Source organism: Dorea sp. AF36-15AT, from assembly GCF_003477705.1.
Classification (GTDB): domain Bacteria; phylum Bacillota; class Clostridia; order Lachnospirales; family Lachnospiraceae; genus Claveliimonas; species Claveliimonas ammoniilytica.
Genome location: NZ_QUDV01000001.1, coordinates 267,331 through 282,805 on the forward strand (window position 1 = coordinate 267,331; position 15,475 = coordinate 282,805).

Genomic DNA, 15,475 nt, shown 5'->3' on the forward strand with positions numbered 1-15,475 from the left:
CAGTAAAAATGGAGGATGTGCGAGAAGCATGTGGCTATGTCAGCGCATCAGCGATGCCTGTTGAAACACCAAAGATTGCGCTTACATTTGACGATGGTCCAAGCGCTGCGTGGACACCGGCTCTGTTGGATGGGCTGAAAGAGAGGGGCGTGAAAGCAACCTTCTTTTTAATAGGAGAAAATGCAGATAAAAATCCGGAGATTGTGAAACGTATGGCCGAGGAGGGACATCTGATCGGCAATCATACCTATCATCATGTGGAACTCACAAAGGTATCGGAAAATGAAGCACGGCTGGAACTTGCAGATACCAGTGCTGTGATTGTCAGGATCACAGGAAAAGAGCCGGAGTATATGCGTCCGCCGTTTGGCGCATGGCAGCGAAAATTAGAACAGGAGATCCAGATGCTTCCTGTGCTTTGGACCATTGATCCACTGGACTGGACGACGGAGAATCAAGATGAGATCGTAAATAAAGTAGTGACGGAGGCAGAAGAAAATGATATTATTCTATTGCATGACTGTTATAAAAGTTCGATAGAAGCCGGCCTCCGGATCGTAGATATTCTTCAGGAGGAAGGCTTTATGTTTGTAACGGTAGATGAATTACTATTGAACTGATGAAATGAAAAGGTTAAGAATACAAAAGAGAGTTGAAAGGACAGATTTGAGATGGATTTATTTGAATATGTAAGAGAAAAGAATCTGGAGAAGGAAGCACCGCTAGCGTCACGGCTTCGTCCGACGACGCTGGAAGAGGTGGTAGGACAGCAGCATATTATAGGAAAGGATAAGCTTTTATATCGGGCTATTAAGGCGGACAAGCTGAGCTCCATTATCTTCTATGGACCGCCGGGAACTGGTAAGACGACGCTTGCTAAAGTGATCGCGCATACGACCAGCGCGGAATTTAGGCAGATCAATGCCACGGTTGCAGGTAAAAAGGATATGGAGGATGTAATAAAGAAAGCGCAGGATCTGAAAGGAATGTATCAGAAGAAGACGATCCTTTTCGTAGATGAGATTCACCGCTTTAACAAAGGGCAACAGGATTATCTGCTTCCGTTTGTGGAGGACGGTACGATCATACTGATCGGAGCAACGACTGAGAATCCGTATTTTGAGGTGAACAGTGCGTTGATTTCCAGATCCAGTATCTTTGAACTGAAACCGCTGAGTAAGGAAGATATTAAAAAGCTTTTGGAGCGTGCGGTATATGATGTCGATAAAGGTATGGGAAGCTACGGCGCAGTGATCGATGAGGAGGCACTCGATTTTCTGGCAGATGTGGCAGGCGGTGATGCGAGAAGCGCACTGAATGCGGTAGAGCTTGGAATCCTTACTACGGAACGGAGCACGGATGACAAGATCCATATTACAATCGATGTGGCTGCTGAATGTATTCAGAAACGAGTCATGAATTATGATAAAACCGGAGACAATCATTACGATACCATTTCTGCATTTATCAAAAGCATGCGTGGCTCAGATCCGGATGCGGCAGTATATTATCTTGCTAAGATGCTTTATGCCGGCGAGGATATTAAGTTTATTGCCAGACGTATTATGATCTGTGCGGCAGAAGATGTGGGTAATGCAGATCCGATGGCGCTCACTGTGGCAGTCTCGGCATCACAGGCAATTGAGCGGATCGGTATGCCTGAGGCACAGATCATTTTGTCTCAGGCAGCAATCTACGTGGCAACTGCACCAAAGAGCAATTCTGCGGTCAATGCGATTTTTGAGGCAATGGATAATGTTAAGAAAATGAAGACCACAGTGCCGTCATATCTCCAGGACGCCCATTACGGCGGTGCGGCTAATATGGGACGGGGCATCGGTTATAAATACGCACATGATTATCCGAATCATTATGTGGAACAGCAATATCTCCCGGATGAGATCAAGGATGAGAAATTTTACCATCCAAGTGATAATGGACATGAGAAAGATATCAAAGAATGGATGAATTTTCTAAAAAATGTATAAACGGTGTTGACAAATGAAACACCTGGTGATAGATTAATAACTGTAAAGATTAGCACTCGAAAGAAGTGAGTGCTAATAAGCTGAAAGGAGGAAGCCAGATGCAGGCAAGAGAAGAGTTAAGCGAAAGAAAGCTTACGATATTGCATGCGATTATCCAGACATATCTGGAGACAGGTGAGCCGGTAGGTTCCAGAACGATTTCCAAGTATTCGGATCTGAACTTGAGCTCAGCGACCATTCGTAATGAGATGGCCGACCTGGAAGAACTGGGTTACATCCTGCAGCCACACACATCTGCCGGAAGGATTCCATCAGATAAAGGATACCGTTTATATGTGGATATGCTGATGGAAGAGAAAGAGCAGGAGCTCAACGATATGCAGGAGCAGATGCTTGAGAAAGCCGACAAGATGGATCAGTTATTGAGTCAGGCAGCAAAGGTTCTGGCGAATAACACGAATTATGCGACGATGGTTTCCGCACCAGTGAATAATGCGAATAAGATTAAGTTCATTCAGTTATCCAATGTGGATGAAGAACAGTTACTTGCAGTTATTGTACTGGGAGGTAACGTGATCAAGAACAAGATCATTACCATGGATGAGCAGCTCAGTAATGAGAACCTGCTGAAGCTTAACATGCTTCTTAATACGAGTCTGAATGGTATGTCTATTGAAGAGATTAATCTTGGACTGATCGCCAGACTGAAGGAGCAGGCAGGTATTCACAGCGCAGTAGTCAGTGATGTGTTGGATGCAGTCGCAGATGCCATTCAGGTAGATGACGGTATGCATATTTACACCAGCGGCGCGACCAACATTTTCCGTTATCCGGAGTTATCCGATAAACAGAGCGCGCAGGAGATCATCAGTGCTTTTGAAGAGAAGCAGCAGTTATCCGAATTGGTGACACAGACACTGGCACAGGAAGACAACACAGGTATTCAGGTATACATCGGTGATGAGACGCCTGTACAGACAATGAAGGACTGCAGTGTTGTGACAGCTACATACGAGCTGGGAGAAGGAATGAAAGGTACGATTGGTATCATCGGACCAAAGCGTATGGATTATGAACATGTATTAAAATCGCTGAAGAAGCTGCAGAGCGAATTGGATGCGATTTTCCATAAATCAGAATAGAAGAGAAAGGTGGTATACCATTGGAGAAAGAAAAAGATATTAATCATACAGAAAAGACTCAGGAAGAGATGGTAAAGGAAGCTGTAGAAGAAGCTAAGAAGGCTGCTTCGGAAGCAGAAGCTGAGAAGCCTGAGGCTGAAGCCGAAGAACAGGAAAGTTCAGAGGAAACAGCAAAACAGGCAGAAGCCGATAAGGAAGAAGCTTCAGAAGGAAAGAAGGGAAAGCTTTTCGGTAAGAAGAAAAAAGACAAAAAGGACGAGAAGATTGAAGAGCTGACAGACAGACTCACTCGTCAGATGGCAGAGTTTGATAACTTTCGTAAACGTACAGAAAAGGAAAAGTCCCAGATGTACGAGATTGGTGCGAAAGATATCATAGAGAAGATCCTTCCGGTTGTTGATAACTTCGAAAGAGGTCTTGCAGCAGTGGCAGAGGATGACAAAGAAGATCCATTTGTTCAGGGAATGGATAAGATTTACAAACAGTTGATGACCACCCTGGATGGTATCGGTGTGAAACCGATCGAAGCAGTTGGTCAGGAATTTAACCCGGATTTCCACAATGCAGTGATGCATGAGGAGAATGAAGAAGCCGGTGAGAATACGATCACCGAAGAATTCCAGAAGGGTTATATGTATCGTGACTCCGTAGTGAGACACAGTATGGTAAAGGTTGCAAATTAAGGAGGAAATAGACATGGGAAAAATTATTGGTATTGATTTAGGTACAACAAACAGTTGTGTAGCTGTTATGGAAGGTGGTCAGCCGACCGTTATCGCTAATACAGAAGGAGCAAGAACGACACCATCTGTTGTAGCATTTACAAAGACAGGCGAGCGTCTGGTAGGTGAGCCTGCAAAGCGTCAGGCAGTAACTAATGCAGAGAAGACAATCTCTTCTATCAAGAGAGAGATGGGTACAGATTATAAAGTAACGATTGATGGTAAGAAATATTCTCCACAGGAGATTTCAGCAATGATCCTTCAGAAGCTGAAAGCTGATGCAGAAGGATACCTCGGTGAAAAGGTTACAGAGGCAGTTATCACTGTTCCTGCATATTTCAATGATGCTCAGCGTCAGGCTACCAAGGATGCAGGTAAGATCGCAGGACTTGATGTAAAACGTATTATCAATGAGCCTACAGCAGCAGCTCTTGCTTATGGTCTTGACAATGAGAGAGAGCAGAAGATCATGGTATATGACCTTGGTGGTGGTACATTCGATGTATCCGTGATCGAGATCGGTGACGGCGTTATCGAAGTACTGTCTACAGCTGGTAACAACAGACTTGGTGGAGATGACTTTGACCAGAAGATTACAGATTATATGCTTTCTGAGTTCAAGAAACAGGAAGGCGTAGATCTTTCTACAGATAAGATGGCACTGCAGAGACTGAAAGAAGCAGCTGAGAAAGCTAAGAAAGAACTTTCTTCTGCAACAACAACGAATATCAACCTTCCATTCATCACTGCAACAAGTGAAGGACCGAAGCATTTTGATATGAACCTTACAAGAGCTAAATTCGATGAATTAACTCACGATCTGGTAGAGAAGACAGCTGAGCCTGTAACAAGAGCTCTGGCAGATGCTGGTATCACGGCTTCTGAACTTGGTCAGGTACTGCTGGTTGGTGGATCTACACGTATCCCGGCTGTACAGGACAAAGTAAGACAGATGACAGGCAAAGAGCCTAGCAAATCTCTGAATCCTGATGAGTGTGTAGCACTTGGTGCTTCCGTACAGGGTGGTAAGCTTGCAGGAGATGCCGGCGCAGGTGATATCCTTCTTCTTGATGTTACTCCACTTTCACTGTCTATCGAGACAATGGGCGGTGTGGCTACAAGACTGATCGAGAGAAACACTACAATTCCTACTAAGAAGAGCCAGATCTTCTCTACAGCAGCTGATAATCAGACAGCTGTAGATATCAACGTAGTACAGGGCGAGAGACAGTTTGCAAGAGATAACAAATCACTTGGACAGTTCCGTCTGGATGGTATTCCGCCGGCAAGACGTGGTGTACCACAGATCGAAGTTACATTTGATATCGATGCCAACGGTATTGTAAATGTATCCGCTAAGGATCTTGGAACAGGTAAGGAACAGCATATTACAATCACAGCTGGTTCTAATATGTCTGATGATGAGATCGATAAGGCTGTAAAGGAAGCAGCAGAGTTCGAAGCTCAGGACAAGAAACGTAAAGAAGCAATCGATGCTAAGAATGATGCAGACGCTATGGTATTCCAGACAGAGAAAGCTATGGATGAAGTTGGCGACAAGATCGATGCAGCAGACAAGGCTGCTGTTGAGGCAGATTGCAAAGCACTGAAAGAGCTTCTTGAGAAAGTAAATATGGATGATATCTCCGATGCACAGGTTGCAGAGATCAACGCTGGCAAAGAGAAACTGATGCAGAGTGCACAGAAGCTGTTTGCTAAGGTATATGAGCAGTCACAGGGTGCACAGGGCGCAGGTCCTAACCCAGGAGCAGGCGCAGGTCCGAATCCGGGACCGGCTCCGGAAGGATTTGACGGAGATGACGTTGTAGACGGAGATTATAAAGAGGTATAATCCTTGAGTGACCAGGGAACTGGTACTAAGGTGGTTCTGCTGGACCGGTGGAGGTGACGAAACCGGTCTGGCAGATTTCTTTGTATAAAAATATTTATGTAAAAACTGCATGTTTTGAATTAAGGAGAAGTGGTTATGGCGGAGAAACGCGACTATTATGAGGTGCTTGGAGTCAGCAAGGATGTTGATGATGCAACTCTGAAGAAAGCATACAGAAAGGTTGCTAAGAAATACCATCCGGATATGAATCCGGGAGACAAGGAAGCTGAGAAGAAGTTCAAAGAAGCTTCGGAGGCATATGCTGTACTTAGTGACCCGGAGAAGAGAAGACAGTATGATCAGTTCGGTCATGCGGCATTTGAAGGCGGTGCAGGTGGTGCCGGCGGATATGGTGGATTTGATTTTAATGGTGCTGATTTTAGCGATATATTCGGCGATATATTTGGAGATCTGTTTGGCGGCAGTCGCAGAGGCGGCGGTCGTGCAAATCAGGGGCCAATGAAAGGTATGAACATTCGTAAAGCAGTGCGCATCACCTTTGAAGAGGCTGTGTTTGGATGTGAAAAAGAGATTGATGTAGTATTGAAAGATCCTTGTACCAAGTGTAATGGTACCGGAGCTAAGCCGGGTACTTCACCGGAGACCTGTAGCAAATGTGGCGGCAAAGGTCAGGTTGTATATACACAGCAGTCATTGTTTGGTATGGTACAGAATGTACAGACTTGTCCGGACTGTGGCGGAACCGGTAAGATTATCCGTGAGAAGTGTCCGGATTGTGGAGGTACGGGATATACATCCAGCAGAAAGAAGATTTCGGTATCGATTCCTGCAGGTATTGATAATGGTCAGAGTGTACGTATTCGCGAAAAGGGTGAACCAGGTGTAAATGGTGGACCGAGAGGAGATCTGCTGGTAGAGGTGGCTGTATCCAGACATCCAATCTTCCAGAGACAGGATATGCATATCTTCTCTACCGTACCGATTTCCTTTGCACAGGCAGCACTTGGCGGTGATGTGAAGATTAAGACGGTAGACGGGGATGTTATTTATACGGTTAAGCCAGGCACAAAAACGGATACAAAGATTCGATTAAAAGGCAAAGGTGTACCGTCTGTACGTAATTCTCAGATCCGTGGAGATCACTATGTAACGCTGGTAATCCAGACACCGGAGAAGCTGAGTGCAGAGGCGAAAGAGGCACTGCGCAGGTTTGATGAACTGTCCGGTAATTCACTGAATCAGGATCTGGATGACAAGAAGCACAAAGCGAAGAAAAGTTTCAAAGAAAAAGTAAAAGAAGCGTTTGAAGATTAACAGATTTGTGCATAGGGGGATATATGATCTTACTCAGTAAAGAAGAAATAGAAAAGCTGATTGATCCAAATGAAATGATGGATCAGATTGAAGAGGCATATCGATTGTATGGAGAGAATCAATTCTTCATGCCTCCTCGCCCGGTGATTGAACATGATAATAAGTCGTTGATTTATATGCCATGTTATACGGATGATGTGATTGGCACCAAGATTCTGACGATATTTCCGGAGAATTCAAAGCTTGGACTTCCGTCTATTGATGGCGTAATCCTGTTGAATAATGCTGTGACAGGTGCTCCGGAAGCATTGCTTGACGGACAGTCTGTAACTGCCTGGAGGACAGGTGCAGTTGGCGGTGTGGGTATCCGTCATCTGTCACGTAAGGATTGTCATACAGTAGGCATCATAGGAGCAGGAGCGCAGGGATTCCATCTGGCATTATATGCATGCGCAGCCAGAGATATCCATACCGTATACATTTACAATCACAGTGACAGAGATCTTACAGATTTTATTGCAAGATTGGAGAAAGCGATTGATAATCCGAATACAAAAGTGGTATGGTGTAAGAAGACAGAAGAACTGGTGAAACACAGTGATATTATCTGTACTGCTACACCATCTGCCGTTCCGGTACTTCCGAACGATAAGGAACTGCTGCGTGGCAAATGTATTATCGCAATCGGATCATACACACCGGAGATGCGTGAGATACCGGATGCCATCTGGGATCTGACGGATAAGGTATATATCGAGCTTCCGTATGCATGTGAGGAGGCGGGTGATCTCAGTCAGCCGATTGCAGAGGGAAGATTGAAAAAAGAGCAGGCGGTTCTTATGAGTGATTTCCTGAAATCCGATGCAGATGAAGACCAGATTGCGGCGGGTACAACATATTTCAAATCCGTAGGAATGGCACTCTTCGATATATGTGTGGCACAGAAATTATTAGCAAAGTCAAAGGAGAAACAGCAATGAAAGTAGTAGCAACAGAAAAAGCACCAAAAGCATTAGGACCATATTCGCAGGGATACGTACACGCCGGTGTACTGTACACGGCAGGACAGATTGCAATTGATCCAGCAGTGAACGATGTGACTGCAACTACGATTGAAGAACAGACAGAGCAGGTATGCAAGAACCTGGGTGAAGTTCTGAAAGAAGCAGGAACAGATTTTGCACATGTACTTAAGACCACATGTTTCCTGGCTGATATGGGAGACTTTGGTGCATTTAATGAAGTATATGGTAAGTACTTTACATCCAAACCAGCAAGAAGCTGTGTCGCAGTAAAGACTCTTCCAAAGGGAGTTTTGTGTGAAGTAGAACTGATTGCAGCAGTAGAAGAGTAGGAGGAATCATCATGGCAGAACAGCAGAATGGATGCACACCATCCGATTGTGCCAGCTGTGCGCAGGGGGCTACATGTGGAAAGAAACCGGTAGATTTGCATGAACCGGCGAATCCATATTCTCATGTTAATAAAGTGATTGCCGTAGTTAGCGGCAAGGGTGGTGTCGGCAAGTCTATGGTAACTGCATCGCTGGCACGTATGATGCGTGAGCAGGGATTTTCTGTAGGTATTATGGATGCAGATATTACAGGACCATCTATCCCTAAGATGTATGGTATCCATGAATCTGCAAAAGGCAGTGATGCAGGGATGTTTCCGTGTGAGGCAAAAGATGGCACCAGAATCATGTCAGTCAATCTTTTGCTGGAACATGAAGAAGATCCTGTTATCTGGCGTGGACCTGTGATCGCAGGCGTTGTGAAGCAGTTCTGGACAGATGTCATGTGGGGCGATCTGGACTATCTCTTTATTGATATGCCGCCTGGAACCGGTGATGTACCGCTGACAGTATTTCAGTCGCTTCCGGTGGATGGCGTAGTGATTGTCACATCACCACAGGATCTGGTCAGAATGATCGTGAAGAAAGCATATAATATGGCGGATGCAATGAATATTCCGGTACTTGGTATTGTAGAGAATTACAGTTATCTGAAGTGCCCGGATTGCGGTAAGAAGATTTCCGTGTTCGGAGAAAGTCATATTGATGAGATCGCGGAAGAACTCGGGGTTCCGGTAATTGGCAAGATGCCGATCGATCCGGCACTTGCGGAAGCGGTAGAGTCTGAGAAGTTCTATGAGAGCGATAATCCGTATCTTGCAGATGCAGTGAACAAATTATAATATCTGGATGTGCAGATTCTATAATTACAGATTTAGAATGATAGAAGCAGTGTGTATAGGATGTACATGCTGCTTTCTTTATATCTATGATTATAGATTAAAACTATAAGTGGGCTTGCTTATACATATTATCAATTAGACAGTCACGAGGATATATAGGATAATTAAGATGTTATATATAAGTCAATTTAGGAAAGAGAGGGTACGAAAATGACTTTATGTGATTCAAAGAAAAAACTTGCGCTGGCAGGCGCAGGCTGTGGCGTTGTAGCTGCAGTTCTTGCATTCCTCGGCAACCCGGCAAACATGGCATTCTGTATTGCCTGCTTTGTCCGTGATATGGCTGGTTCACTGGGAATGCATCAGGCGGAAGCAGTACAGTATGCGAGGCCAGAGATCATCGGACTGGTACTGGGTTCCTTTATTATCTCTGTTGCAACGAAGGAGTATCGCTCAACAGCAGGGTCATCACCGATGATTCGTTTTATCCTTGGTATGATGATTATGATCGGTTCTCTTGTATTCTTAGGATGCCCATTGCGTATGGTGATCCGTATGTCAGCAGGAGATCTGAATGCATGGGTAGCATTGATCGGATTTATTCTTGGTGTTGCTACAGGAACATTGATGTTGAAAAAAGGTACTACACTTGGACGTTCACATGAGACCAATCAGGCTAATGGATCAGTGATTTCAATTTTAATGATTGTAGTTTTGATTCTCGCACTGTGCACAAGCCTTCTGAAAAGCAGCACAGCGGGACCGGGAAGTATGCATGCACCAATCATCGCTTCATTAATCGGAGGTCTTGTGTTTGGAGCATTTGCTCAGAAATCAAGAATGTGTTTTGCTGGCGGTATCCGTGACGTGATTCTTATGAAGAATTTTGATCTTTTGACAATTATCGGAAGTCTCTTTGTAGTAATGTTGATTTTTAATGTAGCTACAGGCAGATTTGTTCTTGGATTTGATACTCCGGGAGTGATTGCACATTCAGATCATCTGTGGAGTATCCTTGGTATGTATGTAGTTGGTTTTGCAGCAGTACTTGCCGGTGGATGCCCACTTCGTCAGCTGATTCTTGCAGGGCAGGGATCTTCTGATTCGGCCGTGACTGTGCTTGGAATGTTCATAGGTGCTGCACTGTGCCATAACCTTGGACTGGCTTCCAGTGGTACAGCAATTAATCCTGAGACTAAGAAAGTTGTTGCCGGAGCTGTAACAGCTAATGGTAAGGTGGCGGTAATTATTTGTATTATCGCATGCTTTGTGATTGCATTTACTAATAAACGCAAAATTGCAGCAATCACAAACAAATAAGTATCAATAGAATAAAAATCCGAATGAAAGGAAGGCAACCATTATGGTAGAAGTAGATGCAAGAGGATTATCCTGCCCAGAGCCAATCATGCTGACAGCAGAGGCACTGTCAAGTGCAAACGGACCGGTTAAGGTACTCGTAAGCGAGCCACATCAGAAGACGAATGTTGAGAAGCTCGCCAAGGATCGTGGCAAGAAGACATCGGTTACAGAAGACGGTACAGACTTTGTGATTATAATTGAATAAGGTATAATGAAATGGAGCAGTTCTGGGAAAAACAGGGCTGCTTCTTTCTTATCTATGTGACCTTACATTTATCTTACATTTGCGGTTTTGGGAGGAAGTGTATGGTAACCTGTGGTAAAATATGCGGATAAGGAGGAATGGGGAAATGTATCGAATCCTGATTATAGAAGATGATTTTACGATGGCAGAAGCCATGAAAAAACAGATTGAATCATGGGGCAATGAAGTGCGTCTGGTATCGGATTTTCAGAATGTGATTCATGAATTTATAGAATATGATCCACACATGGTGCTGATTGATATTATGCTTCCGTTTTTTAACGGTTATCACTGGTGTAGCGAGATACGGAAGATTTCCAATATTCCGATAATTTTCATTTCTTCAGTATCTGATAATATGAATATTATTATGGCAATGAATATGGGGGCAGATGATTTTATTCCGAAGCCGGTGGATCTGAATGTAATGATCGCAAAGATCCAGGCGGTACTTCGAAGAACCTATGACAGAAGTAATCAGGTGCCGGTGCTGGAATGCGGAGGAGCAGTATTGAATCTGAATGATACGACGCTGAATTGGAATGATCAGAAGATTGAACTGACGCGGAACGAATTTCGTATTTTGAAGACCTTGATGGAAAATCGTGGCAAGATTGTCAGTAGAGATACGCTTATGACAAGGCTTTGGGAAGATGACTGTTATGTAGAAGAGAATACTTTGACTGTAAATGTAACCAGACTTCGTAAGAAATTAGAACAGGCGGGTCTGAAAGATTTTATCACGACCAGAGTGGGACACGGATATCTGATTGAATTGCCGGAGGAACATGAGTGATGAAAAAGGAACGGATAGGAGAACTGCTGAGATGGTATATGCGCGAGCATAAGCGGTGGATCTGGTTGGTTATATTACTGGGTGTGATCTATGGAAGCGTGTTTTATCTGTATAATGTTCCGGTAGAAGCGGCGGCGTATGGAACGGTACTTGGTGTGACCTTTCTTCTGGTTATGAATGTGTTATGGTTCTGGAAGTTCTGCAGAAAGCACCGGAAGAGAATGGAATTGATACCAGGAATTGAGTATGCATACCGAGATATGCCGGAGGCAGATACATTGGCAGAAAAAGATTACCAGCAGATGGTTATGGATCTTGGAAAGAGTTGCTATGAACACCTTGTGGAACTGGAGAATCAGGAGCAGGAGAGCAAAGAGTATTATACAATCTGGGTACATCAGATTAAGACGCCGATCGCTGTGATGCGGATGATTCTGCAGGAGGAAGATACCAGACAGAACAGAGAGCTTTTGGCAGAGCTGTTTCGGATTGAACAATATGCGGAAATGGCACTGTCCTACATTCGTCTGGAAAGCCGTGAGTCGGATTTTGTAATAAAAGAATATAATCTGGACGATATCATACGACAGGCAATCCACAGGTATGCACCACAGTTTATTCGGAGAAAATTGCGTCTGGTGTACGAGCCGACAGAAGTAAAAGTATTGACGGATGAAAAGTGGCTGTTATTTATTTTAGAGCAGATTATTTCCAATGCGGTGAAATATACGCCATCGGGAACCATTACGATCCGGGTGACGGAAGATAAAAAATTGTCGGTGGAGGATACCGGGATTGGCATTGCGCCAGAGGATCTGCCGAGAATATTTGAAAAAGGTTTTACCGGATATAATGGAAGAAATGATAAAAAGGCGACAGGACTTGGGCTGAATCTTTGCCGAAAAGCGGCCGAACATCTGAATGTCGGGATCGCAGTTGAGTCAAAGCCGGGAGTTGGCAGCTGTTTTACACTGGATCTGAAGGAACGTCAGTTTAATATTGAATGATTGGATAGCGTCTTTCAAAAATGTCACATGAGATGGTTATATTGTCACTGGAATCGATGTCTGACAGAGCAGGGCAGGTCTATACTGATAGCAGAACAGAAAAGGAGGTTATAGATAATGACTATTTTAGAAGTATCATGTCTGAAAAAAGTATATACGACTCGTCTGGGTGGCAATCAGGTACAGGCTCTGGCGGATGTGTCATTTTCGGTAGAAGAAGGAGAATACGTGGCGATCATGGGAGAGTCCGGATCTGGTAAGAGTACGCTGCTGAATATTCTGGCAGCACTGGATCGCCCGACAGGAGGAAGAGTGAAACTGGATGGAAAAGATATAGGGCTGATCCGAGACAAGGAGATTACAAAGTTTCGCAGAGAAAATCTTGGATTTGTATTTCAGGATTTTAATCTGCTCGATACGTTCAGCCTGAGGGATAACATTTTTCTTCCGTTGGTATTATCCAGAAAAAGCGTGAAGGAGATGAACAGCCGCCTGCTTCCGATCGCGCAGAAGCTTGGTATCAGAGAGCTGTTGGATAAGTATCCATACGAAGTGTCAGGTGGTCAGAAACAGCGTGTGGCTGTAGCACGGGCGCTGATCACAGATCCAAAACTGATTCTTGCAGATGAACCGACCGGAGCTCTGGACTCCAGATCAGCAGATGATCTTCTGCGTCTGTTTGGAGAAGTGAACGAAGAAGGTCAGACGATCCTTATGGTGACACATTCCGCAAGAGCAGCCAGCAGAGCAGGAAGAGTATTGTTTATTAAGGATGGAAGAGTTTTTCATCAGATCTACCGTGGTGACAGTACAGATGAGCAGATGTATCAGAAGATTTCGAATACACTGACATTGCTCGCGACAGGTGGTGAGATGTGATGAAAAAAGGATTTTATGTGAGACTGGCTGCAAATAACATCCGAAAAAATGGTAAACTTTATATTCCGTATCTATTTACCTGTGTGCTGTCGGTGGTTATGTTCTATGTGATGATGTCTTTAAGCCTGGATCCTGCGGTGAAAAAGATGTTTGCAGGGGGAACGCTGAGCCTGATCATGAGGTATGGAACCGTGATCGTAGGTATCTTTGTATTTGCGTTTTTAATGTATTCTAATGCTTTCCTGATGAAACGGAGACAGCGGGAATTTGGAATATTTAATATCCTTGGAATGGAAAAACAGCATCTGGGACATGTGCTTTTTTTGGAAACTATGATGGTGGCAGCGGGAAGTGTAGTGCTTGGTATTCTTTTTGGTATTCTTTTCAGTAAGACCATGTTTTTGATGCTCTGTAAAATAATCGGACAGAAAAATGTATTTGGCTTTTTCATTTCAAGTAAAGCAATACTTGTTACCGCATTTTTATTTGCGGTGATACATTTCTTAATCTATCTGAAAAGCAGAAGGAAGATTCGTGTTTCTCAGCCGATTGAATTGCTACGTGGCAGCAGCGTGGGAGAACGGGAGCCCAAAAGTAAATGGATTCTGGCAATTTTGGGAGCTGTAGCATTAATTGAAGGATATTATCTGGCCTTGTCTGCGAAAGGAACCATAGATTCTATAAAGGTATTTTTTGTAGCAGTTATTCTGGTTATTCTTGCGACCTATCTGCTATTTATAGCAGGCAGCATTGTGATCCTTAAGATGCTCAGAAAAAACCGCAGATTCTATTATAAACCGGAGCATTTCATCAGCGTTTCGGGAATGATGTACCGGATGAAGCAGAATGCAGCGGGTCTTGCGAGCATTTGTATCCTGTCTACGATGGTATTAGTTATGTTGTCGTCTACCGGAAGTTTGATGATTGGAATGGAAGATATGGTACAGGCGCGTCATCCGAATGATTTTGGAATATATATGGATACATCTGATATGGAAAAGAATCAGGAAGTTCTTGATAAGATTAAAATACATTGCGAAGAATATCAGATCGCGGAAAAGGATACGACGGATTATCGATATTATACAGTGACTGGATGTCTGCAGAAGGATAATGTGTTGTTTGATCAGACAAAGTTTGATTATTTAAATGATAATGGCAATCTCAGGATTATGATGGTAATGCCATTGTCCGGGTATTGTGCAATGACAGGGGAAAAAGTAGAATTGTCCGGACAGGAAATGCTTCTGGGAACAGGACGTAATTCATATAAATATTCGAATATGAAACTGATGGATCAGGTGTATAAGGTCAAAGGGAAGGTTCGGCATTTCGAAGGAAATGGTCAGGTGAATTCGAATGTTCTGGATTCCTTTACGGTTGTGCTTGCAGATGATACATTTGATGCATTGTACCAGCAGATTAAGGATGCATATAGATATGATATGAAAATATATGAATATTATGGGTTTAATGTATCGCTGAACAAAGATGCACAACTTAAGCTAAAGGATTATATGTGGCAGGCGGTGCAGGATCAGGGCGCAGACAGTATAGATATCGAATGCAGAGAAACGTCCAGAAATGATTTTATTGGAATTTACGGAGGCATGTTTATGCTTGGCATGTTCCTTGGAACCCTTTTTATTATGGCAATGGTGCTGATCATTTATTATAAGCAGGTCTCAGAAGGCTATGAAGACCGGAGACAGTTTGAGATTATGCAGAAGGTAGGTATGTCTCAGCAGGAAATGAAGAAAGTCATCCGTTCCCAGATTCTGATGGTGTTCTTCCTGCCATTAGTGGCAGCGGGTGTGCATATGGCAGTTGCATTTGGTGTATATCTGGGATTTGCAGTTCTTTATATTCTGATCTACAGTCTGACGGCGAAAGCATATTACAGGATTGTAAAGAGGGCATAAGTATTTTGAAATCCAGAAAAATGAGAATCGTGTATTGACGAAACGAACGTG

The 15,475-nt window shown here is 43.7% G+C and carries 15 protein-coding genes; all 15 read left to right on the forward strand.

Annotation, left to right across the window (positions count from 1 at the left end):
• The first annotated feature begins 8 nt into the window (after positions 1–8).
• The 15 genes from DWZ93_RS01155 to DWZ93_RS01225 all read left to right on the forward strand — a co-directional run bounded on the left by DWZ93_RS01155 (position 9) and on the right by DWZ93_RS01225 (position 15,424).
• Positions 9–620: a polysaccharide deacetylase family protein gene (locus DWZ93_RS01155; protein ID WP_243061095.1), complete on the forward strand. Its 612-nt coding sequence runs from the start codon at positions 9–11 to the stop codon at positions 618–620.
• 51 nt (positions 621–671) lie between these two features.
• Positions 672–1,988 carry a replication-associated recombination protein A gene (locus DWZ93_RS01160; RefSeq protein ID WP_118451747.1) on the forward strand — a complete coding sequence of 439 codons (1,317 nt, stop codon included), beginning with the start codon at positions 672–674 and terminating at the stop codon, positions 1,986–1,988.
• A gap of 98 nt (positions 1,989–2,086) precedes the next feature.
• A complete protein-coding gene (hrcA, locus tag DWZ93_RS01165) occupies positions 2,087–3,130 on the forward strand; it encodes a heat-inducible transcriptional repressor HrcA (protein WP_118384061.1) in 1,044 nt (347 codons plus the stop codon).
• Between the two features lie 68 nt (positions 3,131–3,198).
• Complete coding sequence (gene grpE / locus DWZ93_RS01170) at positions 3,199–3,813, forward strand: nucleotide exchange factor GrpE (RefSeq protein WP_118452057.1); 615 nt, start codon at positions 3,199–3,201, stop codon at positions 3,811–3,813.
• 13 nt (positions 3,814–3,826) lie between these two features.
• Positions 3,827–5,704 carry a molecular chaperone DnaK gene (dnaK, locus tag DWZ93_RS01175; RefSeq protein ID WP_118451748.1) on the forward strand — a complete coding sequence of 626 codons (1,878 nt, stop codon included), beginning with the start codon at positions 3,827–3,829 and terminating at the stop codon, positions 5,702–5,704.
• A gap of 135 nt (positions 5,705–5,839) precedes the next feature.
• Positions 5,840–7,018: a molecular chaperone DnaJ gene (gene dnaJ, locus DWZ93_RS01180; RefSeq protein WP_118451749.1), complete on the forward strand. Its 1,179-nt coding sequence runs from the start codon at positions 5,840–5,842 to the stop codon at positions 7,016–7,018.
• A 23-nt stretch (positions 7,019–7,041) separates the two neighbouring features.
• Positions 7,042–7,998 (forward strand): ornithine cyclodeaminase family protein, encoded by a 957-nt coding sequence (locus DWZ93_RS01185; protein ID WP_118451750.1) that lies wholly within the window; start codon positions 7,042–7,044, stop codon positions 7,996–7,998.
• Positions 7,995–8,372 carry a Rid family detoxifying hydrolase gene (locus tag DWZ93_RS01190; RefSeq protein ID WP_118451751.1) on the forward strand — a complete coding sequence of 126 codons (378 nt, stop codon included), beginning with the start codon at positions 7,995–7,997 and terminating at the stop codon, positions 8,370–8,372. Before DWZ93_RS01185 ends, DWZ93_RS01190 begins: the two co-directional genes overlap by 4 nt.
• Before the next feature lie 11 nt (positions 8,373–8,383).
• Positions 8,384–9,214 carry an Mrp/NBP35 family ATP-binding protein gene (locus tag DWZ93_RS01195; RefSeq protein ID WP_118384066.1) on the forward strand — a complete coding sequence of 277 codons (831 nt, stop codon included), beginning with the start codon at positions 8,384–8,386 and terminating at the stop codon, positions 9,212–9,214.
• 210 nt (positions 9,215–9,424) lie between these two features.
• The gene (yedE, locus tag DWZ93_RS01200; protein ID WP_118451752.1) at positions 9,425–10,534 is read left to right on the forward strand and encodes a YedE family putative selenium transporter; all 1,110 of its coding nucleotides are present in this window, start codon (positions 9,425–9,427) and stop codon (positions 10,532–10,534) included.
• A gap of 43 nt (positions 10,535–10,577) precedes the next feature.
• Complete coding sequence (locus DWZ93_RS01205; RefSeq protein ID WP_118384068.1) at positions 10,578–10,781, forward strand: sulfurtransferase TusA family protein; 204 nt, start codon at positions 10,578–10,580, stop codon at positions 10,779–10,781.
• A 145-nt stretch (positions 10,782–10,926) separates the two neighbouring features.
• The gene (locus tag DWZ93_RS01210; protein WP_118451753.1) at positions 10,927–11,616 is read left to right on the forward strand and encodes a response regulator transcription factor; all 690 of its coding nucleotides are present in this window, start codon (positions 10,927–10,929) and stop codon (positions 11,614–11,616) included.
• Complete coding sequence (locus tag DWZ93_RS01215) at positions 11,616–12,623, forward strand: sensor histidine kinase (RefSeq protein ID WP_118451754.1); 1,008 nt, start codon at positions 11,616–11,618, stop codon at positions 12,621–12,623. Before DWZ93_RS01210 ends, DWZ93_RS01215 begins: the two co-directional genes overlap by 1 nt.
• A gap of 117 nt (positions 12,624–12,740) precedes the next feature.
• Positions 12,741–13,502 (forward strand): ABC transporter ATP-binding protein, encoded by a 762-nt coding sequence (locus tag DWZ93_RS01220; protein WP_118384070.1) that lies wholly within the window; start codon positions 12,741–12,743, stop codon positions 13,500–13,502.
• Positions 13,502–15,424, forward strand: coding sequence for an FtsX-like permease family protein (locus DWZ93_RS01225; RefSeq protein WP_118451755.1), 1,923 nt, complete (start codon positions 13,502–13,504; stop codon positions 15,422–15,424). Before DWZ93_RS01220 ends, DWZ93_RS01225 begins: the two co-directional genes overlap by 1 nt.
• The last annotated feature ends 51 nt before the right edge of the window (positions 15,425–15,475 follow it).

Bases quoted from the DNA above. Each gene is read 5' to 3' on its own strand.
- DWZ93_RS01155 (WP_243061095.1), top strand. From the start codon at position 9: ATGGAGGATGTGCGAGAAGCATGTGGCTATGTCAGCGCATCAGCGATG.
- DWZ93_RS01160 (WP_118451747.1), top strand. From the start codon at position 672: ATGGATTTATTTGAATATGTAAGAGAAAAGAATCTGGAGAAGGAAGCA.
- hrcA (WP_118384061.1), top strand. From the start codon at position 2,087: ATGCAGGCAAGAGAAGAGTTAAGCGAAAGAAAGCTTACGATATTGCAT.
- grpE (WP_118452057.1), top strand. From the start codon at position 3,199: ATGGTAAAGGAAGCTGTAGAAGAAGCTAAGAAGGCTGCTTCGGAAGCA.
- dnaK (WP_118451748.1), top strand. From the start codon at position 3,827: ATGGGAAAAATTATTGGTATTGATTTAGGTACAACAAACAGTTGTGTA.
- dnaJ (WP_118451749.1), top strand. From the start codon at position 5,840: ATGGCGGAGAAACGCGACTATTATGAGGTGCTTGGAGTCAGCAAGGAT.
- DWZ93_RS01185 (WP_118451750.1), top strand. From the start codon at position 7,042: ATGATCTTACTCAGTAAAGAAGAAATAGAAAAGCTGATTGATCCAAAT.
- DWZ93_RS01190 (WP_118451751.1), top strand. From the start codon at position 7,995: ATGAAAGTAGTAGCAACAGAAAAAGCACCAAAAGCATTAGGACCATAT.
- DWZ93_RS01195 (WP_118384066.1), top strand. From the start codon at position 8,384: ATGGCAGAACAGCAGAATGGATGCACACCATCCGATTGTGCCAGCTGT.
- yedE (WP_118451752.1), top strand. From the start codon at position 9,425: ATGACTTTATGTGATTCAAAGAAAAAACTTGCGCTGGCAGGCGCAGGC.
- DWZ93_RS01205 (WP_118384068.1), top strand. From the start codon at position 10,578: ATGGTAGAAGTAGATGCAAGAGGATTATCCTGCCCAGAGCCAATCATG.
- DWZ93_RS01210 (WP_118451753.1), top strand. From the start codon at position 10,927: ATGTATCGAATCCTGATTATAGAAGATGATTTTACGATGGCAGAAGCC.
- DWZ93_RS01215 (WP_118451754.1), top strand. From the start codon at position 11,616: ATGAAAAAGGAACGGATAGGAGAACTGCTGAGATGGTATATGCGCGAG.
- DWZ93_RS01220 (WP_118384070.1), top strand. From the start codon at position 12,741: ATGACTATTTTAGAAGTATCATGTCTGAAAAAAGTATATACGACTCGT.
- DWZ93_RS01225 (WP_118451755.1), top strand. From the start codon at position 13,502: ATGAAAAAAGGATTTTATGTGAGACTGGCTGCAAATAACATCCGAAAA.